12 protein-coding genes and 3 pseudogenes are annotated in these 16626 nt (G+C 55.9%); 11 read left to right on the forward strand and 4 right to left on the reverse strand.

Annotated features, from left to right (window positions below; genetic code table 11):
- Window positions 1-24 precede the first annotated feature (24 nt).
- The 8 genes and pseudogenes from xylF (at window position 25) to QTO30_RS02680 (ending at window position 9301) form a co-directional block, all read left to right on the forward strand.
- Entirely contained in the window at window positions 25-1053 is a 1029-nt protein-coding gene (gene xylF / locus QTO30_RS02645) for a D-xylose ABC transporter substrate-binding protein (RefSeq protein WP_340422330.1), read from the forward strand.
- 89 nt (window positions 1054-1142) lie between these two features.
- Window positions 1143-2406 (forward strand): annotated as a pseudogene (locus QTO30_RS02650) (sugar ABC transporter permease).
- On the forward strand, window positions 2406-3155 hold the full coding sequence (locus QTO30_RS02655) for an ATP-binding cassette domain-containing protein (RefSeq protein ID WP_340422332.1): 750 nt from the start codon (window positions 2406-2408) through the stop codon (window positions 3153-3155). Before QTO30_RS02650 ends, QTO30_RS02655 begins: the two are co-directional and overlap by 1 nt.
- Window positions 3155-4595 (forward strand): annotated as a pseudogene (gene xylB, locus QTO30_RS02660) (xylulokinase). Before QTO30_RS02655 ends, xylB begins: the two are co-directional and overlap by 1 nt.
- A complete protein-coding gene (xylA, locus tag QTO30_RS02665) occupies window positions 4592-5896 on the forward strand; it encodes a xylose isomerase (RefSeq protein WP_340422333.1) in 1305 nt (434 codons plus the stop codon). The pseudogene xylB and the gene xylA overlap by 4 nt, the downstream one beginning before the upstream one ends.
- Before the next feature lie 66 nt (window positions 5897-5962).
- The gene (locus tag QTO30_RS02670) at window positions 5963-6916 is read left to right on the forward strand and encodes a hypothetical protein (protein ID WP_340422335.1); all 954 of its coding nucleotides are present in this window, start codon (window positions 5963-5965) and stop codon (window positions 6914-6916) included.
- Window positions 6913-8121 (forward strand): hypothetical protein, encoded by a 1209-nt coding sequence (locus QTO30_RS02675; RefSeq protein ID WP_340422336.1) that lies wholly within the window; start codon window positions 6913-6915, stop codon window positions 8119-8121. Before QTO30_RS02670 ends, QTO30_RS02675 begins: the two co-directional genes overlap by 4 nt.
- Window positions 8114-9301 carry a glycerate kinase type-2 family protein gene (locus QTO30_RS02680; RefSeq protein WP_340422337.1) on the forward strand — a complete coding sequence of 396 codons (1188 nt, stop codon included), beginning with the start codon at window positions 8114-8116 and terminating at the stop codon, window positions 9299-9301. Before QTO30_RS02675 ends, QTO30_RS02680 begins: the two co-directional genes overlap by 8 nt.
- A gap of 68 nt (window positions 9302-9369) precedes the next feature.
- On the opposite strand, the gene QTO30_RS02685 is transcribed toward QTO30_RS02680, so the two are convergent.
- Entirely contained in the window at window positions 9370-10671 is a 1302-nt protein-coding gene (locus QTO30_RS02685) for a cytochrome-c peroxidase (protein ID WP_340422339.1), read from the reverse strand.
- Here QTO30_RS02685 and QTO30_RS02690 point away from each other — a divergent pair.
- From QTO30_RS02690 to QTO30_RS02700, 3 genes are all read left to right on the forward strand, one after another.
- On the forward strand, window positions 10657-11157 hold the full coding sequence (locus QTO30_RS02690; protein WP_340422340.1) for a tetratricopeptide repeat protein: 501 nt from the start codon (window positions 10657-10659) through the stop codon (window positions 11155-11157). The two genes, QTO30_RS02685 and QTO30_RS02690, sit on opposite strands and share 15 nt — an antisense overlap.
- Before the next feature lie 314 nt (window positions 11158-11471).
- Window positions 11472-12305, forward strand: a complete 834-nt coding sequence (locus tag QTO30_RS02695) for a glycosyltransferase family 2 protein (RefSeq protein WP_340422341.1) — start codon at window positions 11472-11474, stop codon at window positions 12303-12305.
- A gap of 101 nt (window positions 12306-12406) precedes the next feature.
- Window positions 12407-13411 carry a glycosyltransferase gene (locus QTO30_RS02700; RefSeq protein ID WP_340422342.1) on the forward strand — a complete coding sequence of 335 codons (1005 nt, stop codon included), beginning with the start codon at window positions 12407-12409 and terminating at the stop codon, window positions 13409-13411.
- A 46-nt stretch (window positions 13412-13457) separates the two neighbouring features.
- Here QTO30_RS02700 and QTO30_RS02705 read toward each other — a convergent pair whose 3' ends face one another.
- The 3 genes and pseudogenes from QTO30_RS02705 to QTO30_RS02715 form a co-directional block, all read right to left on the reverse strand.
- On the reverse strand, window positions 13458-14627 hold the full coding sequence (locus tag QTO30_RS02705; protein ID WP_340422344.1) for a glycosyltransferase family 61 protein: 1170 nt from the start codon (window positions 14625-14627) through the stop codon (window positions 13458-13460).
- A 28-nt stretch (window positions 14628-14655) separates the two neighbouring features.
- Window positions 14656-15716, reverse strand: a pseudogene (locus QTO30_RS02710) (glycosyltransferase family 4 protein).
- A 31-nt stretch (window positions 15717-15747) separates the two neighbouring features.
- Window positions 15748-16464: a 3-deoxy-D-manno-octulosonic acid kinase gene (locus tag QTO30_RS02715; RefSeq protein WP_340422345.1), complete on the reverse strand. Its 717-nt coding sequence runs from the start codon at window positions 16462-16464 to the stop codon at window positions 15748-15750.
- Window positions 16465-16626 lie beyond the last annotated feature (162 nt).

Below are 16626 nucleotides of genomic sequence, written 5' to 3' on the forward strand. Positions count from 1 at the left end.
TGGGGCACACTATGGGAGGAAAATATGCATAAATCCGTTATAGCGGCGGCCATCGTGGCAGCAAGCTTCAGCACAACTGCATTTGCAGATGGTCACAGCGTCACCGTTGGTGTGAGCTGGTCTGATTTTCAGGAAGAGCGTTGGAAAACTGACGAAGCTGCGATGCTTGGCGCACTTGAGGCTGCCGGAGCAGAGTATCTGTCTGCTGATGCGCAGTCTTCTGCGACCAAGCAGTTGGCCGATGTTGAAAGCCTGATCACACAGGGTGTTGATGCGCTGATAATTCTCGCTCAGGATGGCGCGTCCATCGGCCCCGCACTTGATGCAGCCGAAGCTGCTGGCATTCCGGTCATCGGCTATGACCGTCTGATCGAAGACCCGCGCGCGTTCTACCTGACATTCGACAACGTCGAAGTTGGCCGGATGCAGGCCGCCGCCGTGTTTGCCGCCCAGCCTGAAGGCAACTACGTGATGATCAAAGGCTCGCCAACCGATCCGAACTCTGACTTCCTGCGCGGCGGTCAGCAAGAGGTGCTTCAGGCCGCCATTGATTCTGGTGCAATCACAATTGTGGGCGAAGCCTATACAGACGGTTGGCAACCCGCTAACGCGCAGCGCAACATGGAGCAGATTCTGACACAGACCAACAACGAAGTTGATGCGGTTGTTGCATCGAACGACGGTACGGCTGGTGGTGTTGTCGCGGCGCTTGCATCGCAGGGCATGGACGGTCTGCCAGTGTCTGGGCAGGACGGTGACCACGCTGCGTTGAACCGTGTGGCCCTTGGCACACAGACTGTGTCTGTCTGGAAAGACAGTCGCGAGTTGGGCCGCAATGCAGGCGAAATCGCCGTCGCATTGGCTGGTGGTTCCATGATGAAAGAAGTTGCAGGCGCAGGTGAATTCACATCACCCGGTGGTGTCACTGTGAACTCGATGCTGCTGGCCCCGCAGCCAATCACACAGGACAACCTGAACCTTGTTTTGGATGCGGGCTGGATCGAAAAAGACGTCCTTTGCCAGGGTGTCTCGGGTCTCGCCGTTTGCGAATAATCTGAACAACGACAAAAAGGCCCCATCCGCGTTGGCGGGTGGGGCCTTCTTTAAGGCGACCCTGCCAGGGGTTGAAGGGGAGGGAACCAATGTCGGGCGGACTTGGGAATTTAATCAAAACACTACAGATCGACACGCGACTTCTGGGCATGATCGGTGCCTTCATCGTGATCTCTTTGGTGTTTCATGTCGCAACGGGGGGACGTTTTTAACGCCTCGCAACCTGTTTACGCTGACATTGCAGACAGCCTCGGTGGCGGTGATGGCAACCGGGATGGTTTTTGTGATCGTGACCCGGAACATCGACCTGTCGATTGGCTCATTGCTCGGCATCATCGGGATGCTGATGGGTGTTATTCAGGTGCAAATCCTGCCGGATATCTTAGGTTTTGGCAGCCCCGCGATTTGGGTCATCACGGTATTTATCGGCCTGCTGCTCGGGGCTGCTATCGGGGGGTTCCAAGGCTGGTTGATTGGCTATCTGACGATCCCGTCCTTCATTGTCACACTTGGTGGTCTGCTGATCTGGCGTGGCGGCGCTTGGTGGGTGTCCAAGGGAACAACGATCTCGCCGCTCGACCCGACCTTTGTCAAACTGGGCGGCGCCAGCGGTACCATTGGTGTCACGGCAAGTTGGGCTTTGGCCATTGTCGGTTCAGTCTTGACCATCCTTTTCCTGATCAACACACGGCGCAAGCACATCAGCCACGACTTTGCGGTCAAACCGCTCTGGGCGGAATATGCGCTGGGTGCGATCCTCGTCGCGGCGATCTGCGGGATCACAGCAATCATGAACGCTTATCTGGTCCCAACTCGTATTCTGGAACGTCGCTTTGCGGCGGAAGGGCTGGAAATGCCAGAGGGTTATACAGAAGCCTACGGTTTCCCGATCTCGGTTCTGATAGTTCTGTTCGTAACAATCGCAATGACAGTGGTTGCCAAAAAAACCCGCTTTGGCCGCTATATCTTTGCAATGGGTGGCAACCCGGATGCGGCTGAACTGTCCGGCATCAACACGCGCATGCTGACAGTCAAGGTCTTTGCCCTGATGGGCGCGCTGACGGCCATCGCAGCGGTGATTGCTTCGGCCCGTCTTGGTTCTGCCGGATCTTCACTGGGTGAATTGGACGAACTTCGCGTCATTGCTGCGGCTGTTATTGGCGGCACCGCGTTGGCGGGGGTGTCGGTACGATCTATGGCGCCATCCTTGGTGCGTTGATCATGCAGGCGCTGGTGTCCGGCATGGGCATGGTGGGTGTCGACTCGCCCTTGCAAAACATGATCGTCGGTGGCGTGCTGATCCTCGCTGTCTGGATCGACATTATCTACCGCCGCAGAACAGGAGACGCATAATGAGCACCCCACTTTTGGAAATGCGCAATATCTCGATTCATTTTGGCGGGATTAAAGCGGTTGACGATGTGTCCATTGACGTGATGCCGGGCGAAGTTGTGGGCCTTCTGGGCCACAATGGCGCCGGGAAATCGACGCTGATCAAAATCTTGTCGGGCGCTTATAAAAAGGACGCAGGCGAAATTTTCGTGGATGGTAAGAAGGTGGAGATCAACAGCCCGATTGACGCCCGCGCGCATAATATCGAAACGATTTATCAGACGCTTGCGCTGTCAGATAACCTCGATGCTGCGTCAAACCTGTTCCTGGGCCGTGAGATCACAACCAAATTCGGTCTGGTCGATGACACTGCAATGGAAGCGGAATCGCGCAAGATCATGGCGCGGCTGAACCCCAACTTTCAACGCTTCTCGGAACCTGTGCGTTCGCTGTCAGGTGGTCAACGCCAGTCGGTCGCGATTGCGCGTGCGGTCTATTTTAACGCCCGCATCCTGATCATGGACGAACCGACTGCCGCTTTAGGTGTGCACGAAACCGCGATGGTGGCTGATCTGATCAAAGAGCTGAAAGCGCAAGGCCTTGGTATTTTCCTGATCAGTCATGACACCCGTGAAATGATGGAGCTATGTGATCGTGTATCTGTCATGAAGAACGGGCAGTTGATCGGGACCGAGCGGGTCGAGGACGTCACCGAAGATGACATCCTGTCGATGATCATCATGGGTAAGAATCCTAAAAAGGCAGCGTAATGTATATCGGTCTTGATCTGGGAACCTCCGGTCTCAAGGCTGTTTTGATCAACGACGCACAGGCGATTGTCGCGGAAGCGACAGCGCCGCCAGAGGCTATGCGCCCCGCGTCCGGTTGGTCAGAACAAGCCCCTGCGGATTGGGTGGATGCGGCAGATGCTGCGATGCAGGCGCTGGCGGCACAAACCTCGCTGGCGTCGGTGCGTGGCGTTGGCTTGTCGGGCCAGATGCATGGGGCGACCCTGTTGGGTGCCGATGATCAGGTGCTGCGGCCTTGTATCCTTTGGAATGATACACGCTCTGCCGTGGAAGCCGCCGAGTTGGATGGCGACCCGCAGTTTCGACGGTTGACGGGCAACATCGTCTTTCCGGGCTTCACCGCCCCCAAACTTGTCTGGGTCGCGCGACATGAGCCCCAGATCTTTGCCAAGGTTGCGCGCGTTCTTTTGCCGAAAGACTACCTACGCCACTGGCTGACAGGCGAGGCCGTGGCCGAAATGTCAGATGCTGCCGGGACAAGCTGGCTCGATGTGGGCAAACGCGATTGGTCGGATGATTTGCTGACTGAGACGGGGATGACCCGGGCGCAGATGCCACGGCTGGTTGAGGGGTCAGAAGTTTCCGGCCAAATCCGCGATGAACTGGCTGCGCGCTGGGGCTTGCCCAAGGGTGTCGTCGTAGCGGGTGGTGGTGGCGACAATGCCGCGAGTGCGATTGGCGTCGGCGTCGTCAAAGCGGGCGATGCCTTTGTATCGCTGGGCACCTCGGGCGTTTTGTTTGCCGCATCAGACGCCTATCAGCCGGACGCCGCGACCGCTGTGCACACGTTTTGCCACGCCTTGCCAGACACATGGCACCAGATGGGCGTGATCCTGGCCGCTGCCGATGCGCTGAACTGGTTCGGGCAAGTCACGGACAAGCCCTCGGCCACCCTGACGGGTGTTCTCGGGTCACTGCAAGCACCCGGACGAACACTGTTCTTGCCGTATCTGGGCGGCGAACGGACTCCGCATAATGACGCCGATATCCGCGGCTGTTTCCTGCACCTTGATCACGCGACCGATCAAGCTGCGATGACCCGTGCGGTGCTGGAGGGCGTCACCCATGCCATTCGTGACAGTTTTGATGCGCTCTCAGCCACCGGCACCCAGATCAACCGGCTGATCGCGGTCGGCGGCGGGTCAAAATCCGACTACTGGGTACAGGCGATTGCGACCTCACTGAACCTGCCGATTGAAATTCCCGTTGTTAAGCGATTTTGGCGGCGCATTCGGGGCGGCGCGCCTGGGTATGATGGCCGCAACCGGGGCAGGGGTTGAGATTGCGACCGCGCCTCAGATCGCCCCCACGATTGAACCCGATACCTCACTCACCAGCGCCTTTGCCGAGGCGCACGCAAGATACCGCGCCAGCTACGGCGCGTTGAAAGGACTGACATGACCGATTTCTTCAAAGGTATTCCCGCCGTCACCTACGAAGGCCCCGACAGCGATAACGATTTTGCCTTCCGCCACTACAACCCCGATGAAATGGTCATGGGTAAGGTGATGAAAGATCATTTGCGCTTTGCCGCCGCCTATTGGCACTCGTTAGCGTGGCCCGGTGGCGACCCCTTTGGTGGTCAGACCTTTGATCGTCCGTGGTTCAGCGAAAGTATGGATGCGGCTCGGCTGAAGGCCGATGTGGCGTTTGAGATGTTCCAGATTTTGGATGTGCCGTACTTTTGTTTCCACGATGCTGATGTGCGTCCCGAAGGGGCGACGTTTGCCGAAAGCACCAAGAACCTTGAGGCGATTGTCGATTACTTCGCCGAGAAGATGGATGCCACCGGTATGAAATTGCTGTGGGGCACGGCGAACCTGTTTTCGCACAAACGTTTTATGGCCGGTGCCGCGACCAACCCGGACCCCGATGTGTTCGCCTATTCTGCCGCGACCATCAAAACCTGCATGGATGCGACGATGAAACTGGGCGGCGAAAACTATGTCCTGTGGGGTGGGCGCGAGGGGTATGAAACCCTGCTGAACACGGACATGGGCCGTGAACGCCAACAGGCGGGCCGGATGTTACAGATGGTTGTCGATTACAAACACAAGATGGGGTTCAAAGGGGCGATCCTGATCGAGCCAAAGCCACAGGAACCGACCAAGCATCAGTACGATTATGATGTCGCGACGGTTTATGGCTTCCTCAAGGACTTTGGTCTTGAAGGTGAGGTGAAGATGAACATCGAGCAAGGCCATGCGATCTTAGCAGGGCATTCGTTCGAGCATGAGCTGGCGCTGACGCGCGAGTTGGGCATCTTTGGGTCCATCGACATGAACCGCAATGATTATCAATCTGGCTGGGACACTGATCAGTTTCCCAACAACGTGCCAGAGATGGCGCTGGCATATTATGAGGTGCTGCGCGCAGGTGGGTTTACCACCGGCGGCACAAACTTTGACGCCAAACTGCGCCGCCAGTCGCTTGATCCAGAGGATCTGATCCTCGCGCATGTGGGTGGCATGGATGCCTGTGCTGCTGGTCTGAAAGCGGCCGCTGCGATGCTGGAAGATGGCAGATTAGAGGCGGCGCGGAATGCGCGCTACGCCGGATGGGAGACGCCAGACGCGCAAGGTCTGTTAACCCAAGCCACGCTGGATCAGTGCTTTGATTGCGTTGTGCGCGACAACATCAACCCTGAACCCCGCTCTGGCCGTCAGGAACGGTTGGAAAATCTGGTGAACCGCTACCTCTGACCCGCCGTACTTGTGCCGCATCCCTGCGGCCCCTAACGTGGGCGCGGTAGGGATAGGCATAGCACTTTGATCGGCACCGTTTTCAAGACCTTCGGGCGCAAATACATGGACGTGACCCTGCGCACCGAGGCCGACTATCTGGTGCGTATTGTTGAGCGCCCGGGACTATGGATGGACGATACGTCCCTTGCTGCATTGAGTGCGGATCTGCGGACTGTTGCCGCGCGTACGCTGGATGCGGGTGGCCTGACTTATGGTGTTTTTTCTGGCGACAAAGAACGCATGGGCAGCGTCGTTGTCACGCTTGTGTCGCGCCGCGATGGCTCACCGATCGCTTTTAATGCCTTGGCGGTGATGTCGTTGAATACAGCCCCGTATCCCACCGACGTACTGCACCTTGGCCTCGTGATGGTGGACCCGGATGAACGGTCCAAGAATCTGTCCTGGGTGCTTTATGGTCTGACCTGTTTTCTGATCTTCTTTCGCCGCCAGTTCCGCCCGGTCTGGGTGTCAAATGTGACCCAGGTGCCCGCGGTTGTCGGCATGGTGAGCGAGATGTTTTCGGACATTTGGCCCAGTCCCCAGCACGGGCGGCGCACGCTGAGCCACCTGTTACTGGCGCGCGAGATCATGACGACACAACGGCATGTGTTCGGCGTGGGGGATGAGGCGGGCTTTGATGAAGAGCGGTTCGTAATCACCGATGCCTACACGGGCGGTTCCGATGACCTGAAGAAGACATGGGAAATGGCGCCGAAACATCGCGATGATCGTTACAATGTGTTTTGTAAAGATGCATTGGACTACACCCGCGGCGACGATGTGCTGCAATTGGGCCTGATGGATCTTACAGCGATGCGGACCTATCTGACCCGCGAGGTGCCAAAGTCGGCGGTTCTGGGGTTGCTCCTGACCGGTGGTCTGGTAGCGCTGCGGCGTGTTGTTCTGCCAGCGGTTCACTGGGCGGACACCTCACGCACGTGGTCCATTCTGCGACCCTACAAGGTACGCAACGAATGATTGCTGCGGCGACAATTATTACGCAATTGTTTTTGTCCTGTGCGGCACTCTTGGGCTTGTTCACCTTGCAAACGGTTTTGGTGCGCCGCGATCCTTGGGACCCGATTAACCGGCGATTCCTTTTTGGTTTGCGCATGACGATGGTGCTCTTTGCCGGACGAGTCCTGATGATCCTGACAGGGATTGAGGCGTTTCGGATACTGATCCTCTTTGCCGCTGCCATTATCCCGCTGGCCGTGCTGATCCTGACCGAAGGGCTGCTGCGCCGCCATGCCCCGCCGCTGATCAAGGCGGTGATTGGGGGTGGAGCAGTACTCTTTGCGGCGTCGTCGCTGTGGTATTCTGACAGTATTGATCCCGCACGTTTGTTTGCCCTGCTGGGGTTCCAGCTGTTGGGGTTTGTGTTGTCGGGCTGGCTGATTATCACGCGTAACCGGGCCTCGCTGTCATCGAATGAAAACGCGATGGTCGTGCGGCTTGGGCTGTCATTGATCCTGTTTATCCCTTTGGCAGCGGGCGACTTTTTGCTGCTCTACATTGACTTGCCAATACAGTTTTCGGCCCTCGGCGTTCTGATCCTGTGTTGGTTGGCCATCGGGTTGGGGCGCACGCATCTGGGGCATCGCGCGACTTTGGTGAACCTTGGGGTGATGATCATTGCCGCCTTTGTTGTTGGTGGGATGATCAGCATGTTCGCCGCACTCGGGCGAGATGGGTATCTGCTGACTATTGCCGCGATCATGACGACGCTTTTTGTTGTGGCAATCCTGAACGACGCGCGCGCATTGCGGCTGGAAGAACAGAGCTTGGGTCTGTTGCACCACCTCGCGCATGCGAAAATGGACGACCCCATGGGTTTTCTGCGTGACCTGCAGGATCACCCGCTTGTGGAGGGGGCCGTCGTTGTCAGCAACGAGAGCCTCAAGGATTTGCAAGACGATGTATTGGATCAGATTTTTGCCACCGCTCCTGTTTTGCGCCGCATTGATCCGCCGCTGCTGGGCGCGGTCGCGGACGACCATATCGCGTATCTGTTTGAGCGCTATTCGGCGACCCATGTGATGCTCGCGATGCCACGACCACGGGTGCTCGTCGCTTTGTCGATGCCTTCCCTGAGCGCATCGCCGTCGGCAGAATTGGAGTTACGCGTAGTACAGCGCATGGCGGCATTGATGGCGGCACGGGAGGACGGACATAATGGGTGATGATCGCGCAGAGGTTTTGCGGATTTTTGAGGCGGGGGTGAATGCGGCTGATCCCTATGCGGCTGTCGCAGGGGCATTGGCTGATATGCCTGATCCGGCTTTGATTGTTGCTGTCGGCAAAGCGGCGTGCCTGATGGCGAAGGCGGCACTGGAACGCTTTGCCGGGGTGAAGTGCCTTGTGGTAACGAATTATGAGAATGCGACGCCTTTAACTGGTGCCACGGTCATGGCCGCCGGGCATCCTGTGCCGGATGCGAATGGGGCCGCTGCCGCGCAGGCTGTTATTGCGGCTTTGAACGTGGCAAATGGCCCGGTACTGGCGCTGATCTCGGGTGGTGGCTCGGCGTTGTTGCCGACACCTGCGGGCGCACTGACATTGGAAGACAAGGCACAGGTCAACGATCTGCTGTTGGGCGCGGGCCTGGATATTGCGGCGATGAACCTGATCCGGCAGCAGTTGTCGGACCTTAAGGGTGGCGGTTTCTTGCGGCATGCGACGCCACAGCATGTAACCGCGCTGATCCTTTCGGATGTCATTGGCGATGATCTTTCGGCGATTGCCAGTGGGCCTACGGTGGGGCCGATTGGCACCGCGCAAGAGGCGGTTGCGCTCCTGAAGCAATCAGGATTGTGGAACAAGGTGCCAGAGGCCGTGCGCGTGCATTTGAAAGAGACGCACAAGCCGCCACCTTTGCCACAGGTGAGCAACAGGTTGGTGGGATCGAACGGCAAAAGCGTCGCAGCGATGAAAGCGGCGGCAACCGATGCGCATGTGATCTCGACGCCAATTGTTGGGGATGTGGCAGAGGCCGCCCAGATGATCTGCAATCAGGCCGTGATAGGCACGACCGTATGGGGTGGCGAAACAACTGTGATTTTGCATGGCAATGGCCGCGGCGGGCGCAATCAGGAACTCGCGCTGAGAATTGCACAAGAGGCCGCCCGAAGGGGTTGGACACAGTGGACCTGTCTGCAAGGCGGCAGTGACGGACGTGACGGTCCGACGGATGCGGCGGGCGGTATCGTTGATCAGAATACGCTGGGCAAGATCGGCGATTTAGATGGGCTTCTGGCCAACAACGACAGTTATGCGGCCCTGAAAGAAGCGGGCGATTTGTTGATCACCAAGGCGACGGGGACGAATGTGGCAGACTTGGGGGTGATGATCCGGACGGCATAGGCCCGATGATGGTGCTGAAGCCTCCGGCGGGATACTTCCAGGCCAACCGTAACTTGGCTTTCCGTTTCCTAGTCGACAGGTAGACCGCTGGGGACGGTTTCGGGACGACCAAGTGGCCGCGTGAGGGCTGTTTCACCAGTAAGCGCGTGGAGGAAGGCGACAAGATCTGCGATCTCGGTCTCGCTTAGCGCGATGGGCCGCATGTTGATCGCCTCTCGTTGCCGCGCCGTTTCGCGGGCGTCTTGCCGGATCGCAAAGTCCACCGTGGCGAGCCAAGGGACATCTGGCAGGTTCGCCTGATCGGGTGTCCAAGCATCGCGCGCGCCCTGTGGGTCAGCATGATGGCGGATCATATCGGGTAGTGTCGGATAAGCCCCGTTGTGGCCGTAGGGCGCTGTCAGAGCGACATTCCGTAGCGAGGGCGTTCTGAATTTATAGGCATCTTCCAACAGGTTGGTTTCAGCCATGCGCCCCACGTCCCGCGAGATTTGATCCCATTGCCGGGTACGCCCCGGTCCGAAAGCGGGCAGGCCGAGGGCGTGAAAGCTTTGATCGGTAAAAAGATCGCCTGCGTGGCACAATGCGCAGCGACCTGTAAAGAAAAGGTCGCGGCCCCGTTCGGCGTCGTCGGGCAGCGGCGTGCCGGTCAGCCATTTGTCGTAGGGGCTGTCGTATGATTGCCATTCGCTGATGATGAAAGCGCCAAGCGCATTGCCAATTTCGACGATGGTCACATCGGCGGGTTCCTCAATATTATCAAAGGCTTGCACGAACATCTGCCCGTATGCCGGGATTGTTCGGACCCGTTTTGCGATGATCGGCCAGGCCACATCAATCCGGTCATGGGTGGCGCCTGCGATCTCGTTTTCGCGCGGGTTTCCTGCCATCTCAAATTGCGCGATCATTGGAAAGAGGGCCTGGGCCGCGACAAGGTTATCGAGCCCCTTGGGCAGCCATTCTTCGGCAGGGCTGTCGAAGCCGTTGCCATAGATGTCAGAGCGTGTCAGGCGGCCATCATGGAAGAGCAGCTCAATGTCACGGTGCCCAAGATTCCAAAGGCTTGGAGCATTCCGCGGGATGCGTTTGCGGATCGCATCAGCGCCCGTGCCCGCTGTACGCTCGGGGCCCACCCCGACACCGCCTTCGCCGATCCCTAGCGACAGCCCATCGCCGCCCGCGTGGTCGTGGTGATGGCAAGTTCCGCAGGAGATATTTTTGTTACCTGACAGGATCTTATCGTAAAACAAGAGCTGCCCGATACGGGCTTGATCCGGGTCGGTGGGGATGTAATCATCTGGTGATATCCCCTGTGCGATCGCAAGATTTGCACTCAGATGAAGACTGAGGACGGCCCCATGCAACGCGTACATAGAGCGTACAGAACCTGTACATACATCTGCGCGCTTTTGCTGTTTCTGGCCACCCCGGCGCAGGCCGATATGGAGGTCGCGCGCGATCTGATGGAGGCGGGCGAATACGTTGAAGCGCGCGAACTGTTCGAGGTTTACGCGCGCTCGGGTAACGCCGAAGCCGAAGAACTGATTGGTGTGATGTACGCCCTTGGCCTTGGCGTTGTGCGTGACGACGAACGGGCTTTTGAATGGTATCTGCGGGCATCGTTGAAAGGGCATGCGGGGGCACAATCGGGTTTGGGATGGTACTATGAAGTCGGCCGGGGCATCCCGGCACCTGATATGGTCCGAGCGTACCTGTGGTATGCTTTATCGGCAATAGGCGGGGATCCGGACGCGCTGGATTCACTAGAGCTGATCACACCAAGGCTAACGGCAGACGAACGTGCACGGGCGGAGGTTCTGGTGGACGATTATAAAGGATGGATGTACCCATTTCGGTGAAGGGCTGGTATGCGGACAAACCTGCCGTTGGATAAATTCAACCGAATGACCGCTTTGTTCGCTTCGTCACCGCCGGAAAAAGCACCCCGGGTGGAATGCAGGCCCTTTGCCTCTGTGCAGCGACAATCCATAGAGCTCACAAAACAGACGCTAGCCACCCGGCCTAGAAATTGGGGTTGAAGTGACAAAGTCGACTCTCGTAGTTAATATGTTCAACTGCCAAGACTAAATCGAGCCGGTTGAGAACAGATTGCAGCGTGGCCTATCAAGCCCTGAAGCAATAGAATGGGGCCACAGAAGAGTTGAGCAAAGAGATGCAACAAAACCACGCAGGTCAGACAAACACGGGACGCCTGCAGGTTTCCGCATTTGCGATTTCCCTGAATGAAGCAGCAAAGATCGAAAACTGTCTCCGCAGTGTTGCCGATTGTGCCGAAATCGTTCTTGTTGATAGCGGCTCAACTGATGACACGATCATGATTGCGCAGCGACTCCAGAAAGATGGGCTGCCTATCCAGATTTTTCATCAGCCTTGGTTGGGTTATGCCGCTCAGAAGCAGTTTGCCCTCGAAAAGTGCACACAACCCTGGTGCCTTAGCATCGACGCAGATGAACGGTTGGACGATGAACTGCGGTCGCAGTTGGATGAGTTGGTAAATTGTACCAAGTCTGTGGTTGGCTGGCGCATTCCACGTCGTGGCTATTTACCCGGATTTGGATTTACACCTAATGGCGTAAAAGAGCGAGCAAAACTGCGCTTGATCCGGAATGGAAAAGGGGCGTTCGATCTGACCCTTGATGTGCACGAGAAAATTATCCCTGACGGCATGGTGAAGACGGTCAAGAAAGGCAGCTTGTTGCACTTCACACCACAGATGATAGACGATCAGATCCTGAAAGAAAACAAGTACTCCACATTGAAAGCAGATATGATTGTGCGAAAGGACAAATCCCGCAATCCTTGGCGGCTGCTGATTTCCCCGCCGTTCTACTTTTTTCGCCTCTATGTCAGGCATGGGCTTTGGCGGTGTGGCTTTCCGGGGTACATTCAGGCGGCGACCGGGGCAGTCTATTCGTTCTTGACGGAAGCGAAAGTTTATCAGCGGCGCGCGACACAAGTACGCCCATCCAAGGACGATCCACTATGAGCCACATCGACCCTTTACGGGTGATGCATTTGCACTTTGGACGCGATGGCGGAGCGGAACGGTTCTTTGTTCACTTCGCCAACAGTCTTGCAAAACACGGCGTGACACAAAAAACCGTCATGCGTCCCAATCGTATTTGGCGGCCGATGATTGAAGATGCAACCGACGTGCTAGAAAGCCACTTTCGCACAGCATCGCTGTCCCGGCTTACCCTACCAAGAAAGATTAAGCATCTTGCCGATGACTGGCAGCCTGATGCGATGATGGCTTGGGTCCCGAAGGGATGTAAACTTATGCCTCAAATGAAAGGATGCATCCGTGTTTTGAGATTGGGAGACTACCCTCGCTCTCTCAAGAAACTTGGCAACGTCGACGTTGTCGTCGCCAATACGCCAGGCATAGTACAGCGCGTCGACGATCTTGGATGGGCTAGAGAGCGTGCGGTGATCTCAAATTTCACAGATACAACAAGGGCTATGCCAGTGCAGCGCTCTGATCACGATACGCCCGTTGATGCGACATTGCTGGTGTCGTGCGGTCGTTTCGTTCAGCGTAAAGGATTTGACAATCTGATACGCGCGACAGCCACATCGCCAAACACCTATCTTTGGTTGCTCGGTGATGGAGACGACGCATCTGCCCTGCGCTCATTGGTGAAGGAATTGCATGTCACTGAGCGGGTGCGTTTTCTGGGATGGCGGAAAGATGTGAAACCGTTCATCGCCGCAGCTGATGCCTTTGTCATGCCATCAAGACATGAGCCCCTAGGCAATGTGATACTTGAGGCATGGGCGCAAGGTGTGCCGGTCGTTTCCACGAGGTCAGAAGGGCCCCAATGGTTCATGAAGCATCGCGAAAACGGCCTCGTCGTCGGCGTTGAAGACGTAGAAGGTATTGCTACAGCAATTCACACACTGCGAACCGATGCAGAGCTTCGCAGTGATCTTGTCGAAGGTGGGTATGGGTCGCTCAACGACACTTTCTCAGAGCACGCTGTCATCAAGGCTTATCTGCAGTTGTTTGCGCGCCATCGCGTTGATGCTGAAAAACTCGTAGCCCAACATTTAGACCATATCAACTGCTCCGCAGTGGACTTAGTTCATTGATTTTATTTACAAAAATATAAGTACAGCTACAAATGACAGTGCTGATTTAGGCCGCGTCAGAAATGCGCTTGGCGGTTTCACGATCAAGCACAATACGTGTAACTTTCCCCTCTCGGACAGATTCGACGATGTGAGACCGAATATCGAACCCATAAACCGAAGATAGTGCCTGAAATGTGGTTGTTGCAGCACCAGCCCCAATGATGGCGTCAATTCGTAGCGTGGGGTTGCGCCGAAAGATTGCATTCGTGAGAGCAGAACCGTTTTCGGCCACCACATGTTCAGCGCGGGAAAATATCCACTTCTGCTCTGGTATGGTGAAATCCGCTGGATCAATTGCAAAATAGCCCTTGTCAGTCAAATGCGCCCTGAGCACGTTCATGTCTTCACAAAACCGATCGTCATGGGTCTTCTTTTCGCGGGTGAGGACGATATGCGGCCCAGGTGGATTGTCGGGCTTGTGTTCCTCGAAACTATTGGCCACCGCATCAAGATGCGGTCGATGGAACTGAGGCGGCTTGAGCCAATAGAGTTCATTGCAGCGCAGTGTCTGATCCCACTCGTGAAAGTAAACCTTTCTTCCGCTCATGAGTGTGGTTGTCACGAAGTGTTTTCCGTAGTGGCCGCGTGCCCATTTTGCATCGACCACAATAGGTATCTCTGGGTCGATGCCCAGTTCATCAGCCCAAACGATCTTGCTCATCAAATCGTGGTAAGTGTGAAAGTAGATATGCCCAAATACGTGGCGCACCAAAAGAACACGGTCCAGTTCCAGGCAATCAGGCCTTCTTGATCGCGATTGGATGGTCCATTTTTTGATCATATGGTTGTGCGGCGGTCTTTTTTCGGCCGCGCTCGGCCTGAACAGCCGTCCATCCAGATAAACGAGGCCACGGTTGCCGCTGACGGCAATGTCACCCTGCAGTCGGTATGCCCGCTGCCAGATCGGCGCAATCAATCTTTCCTGAACGGCGCGATCAAAGATTGGGTGGCCTGACAGGGGCACTGGGCTCCCAAAGGTCTCAATGCCAGGCAAGAACCGTTCTTCTATCAGGAACCGCCGCTCTTCAGATGCACTTAGACTACAATCGTGTAATGGGTACATCCGACGACGTGGCGGGACAAGTTCGCCACGCAATCTATAGCTATCGTTGCCGCGAACTGCCTTTGTTGAAATGGCCGCTTCATTTCGTTCTGGTAATGCATTGATTAACATCTGCGAAACGGTCCTTCGGAAACATTTATCAAGACGCTTTTGTCAAAAGCTCCCGGTACACTTCAGTGATGGCATGCGCCTCGCCGACAATGTCATGATTTTCAAGTACTTTGCGGCGCGCGGCAACTGACATGCGCTGTCGTAGCGCCATATCGCTCAGCAGTCGATCAGTTGCGGCAGCCATGCTCTCGGTATCGTCAGGTGCGATCAGGAAGCCTGTTTTCCCATCTGTAACCAGTTCTTCAAATGCGCCAACCCGCGTCCCCACCACTGGCACCCCGCAAGACATTGCTTCCAAGGGGGTCAAACCAAAGCCTTCCCAACGTTGGGGAGCAACGTAGATGTCCAGCGCTGCATACCAAGATGCCATCTTGGACCAGTCTTTTTCTGGAAGCATATGTAGCCGGTCTGAAAGTCCAGAAGTCTTGATTCTTGTGTGGAGGCTATCTGCAAAGGCTTGGTGTTTTCCCGTTGTTCGCCCCATGATTATGGCATGTGCTTCAGGATACTTTGGCAGCAACGAGATCATTGCTTCCAAAAAACATCCGTGCCTTTCTGCGCCCTTATGCGACCATAGCACCCGATGATAACAGCATCACGTTCCAGACCAAGACTGTCGCGCAAGCTTACCATATTCTCGACCGGGGAAAAACCCTCTGTGTCAATGCCATGCAAAATGATCGTTGTTGGCACATCAAGATAGGCCGCTGTTTTTTTTGAGGCCGCGATGACGACATCCATCTGTCTGATAAGCCACATTGAAGAGGGTTTGCGTCGCCGTTGCGCCGCAGTCGTCAGCACGAATCTGAGTTTCTTGCGGAAAACCCATTTGAGGATCAACCCTACAAGCATCTCGATGTTGCGGCGGGCATGCCACACACGGTACCCCGACGGCCCGGATCGTGACATCACCAATAGTTTCCACAAAGGGAATTGCGGAATACCATCCCGGAGATTTGGGCCAGTTGTTGCGATTTGAATATCTTTAAATTGAAGCGGCACCAACCGCATAACTGTAGACTTAACGCCAGACAAACGACGCTTCAAGTTTGGGGCAATCACATCGATTTTGCCGGGGTCTACTTTCATATTACAATTTACCTGCTGCGATACAGAAGCGTTAGGCCTGTTTCGCCGAAACATCAATCCTTCCATCATGCGATGCCTGATAGGTGGTAACAAGCTGGGACCAATCCCGATCGTCCATCCAGAATTCTGCGGCCATTCCGCGTTCCTTAAGCAAGGAACGTCTTAGACGTTCTATGTTTTGCATCATCCATCTACCCCGTTTCCGACGGTGGGACTTGTCAAAATCGATCAGCCAGACGCGATCCGCATCGTCAATCAGGACATTGCGGCAGTTCAAGTCAGCATGAAATACCCTCAGCTCGTGCATGTCTCGAATGGTTTTCCCAATGTCTGACCACATACCATTGGGCAGTGGGCCTTCTTTCAAGATATCTGCCAGGGTGCGTGCTTGCGGGATGCACTCCAAGATGATCGCTGCACGATAGAAGAACCCGGTTGGCGCTGTCATTGCCGCAATTGGTCTTGGGACACGTAGCCCTTGAGAATTCATCCAGCGTAGCAGTTCATACTCGCGGAATGATCTGCTCCTCTTCTCGCCGAGGCGTAGATATCGATCACGGTTTACTTTCCGCATGATCCCTCCGCGCAGAAAAAACCGTAGCACGACGTAGTGACCCGAGAACTTCAGGATATGCGCCCCACCGCGCCCCATTCCGCTCTGATGTATGTAGCCGTTCGCCCGACTCCAATCGACATCGAATAGTCGGGGTTCGATCGGGTCGATCAATTCGCTATTGCACCGTATCAATCTGCCGTCTCCAAGGCGTCGGGAAGCGACACTCATACATCTTGCCTCATTTAAGCGAACCTCACCGATATACGCTAGATGACCGCCAACAGCTAAACAAGGCTAAGCAAATCGATACTTTCGCCTGTGCCAAAAGCCGTGTACCCATCGCTTTGAATAAAA

The sequence above is a fragment of the Yoonia sp. GPGPB17 genome (assembly GCF_037892195.1).
Lineage (GTDB): Bacteria > Pseudomonadota > Alphaproteobacteria > Rhodobacterales > Rhodobacteraceae > Yoonia.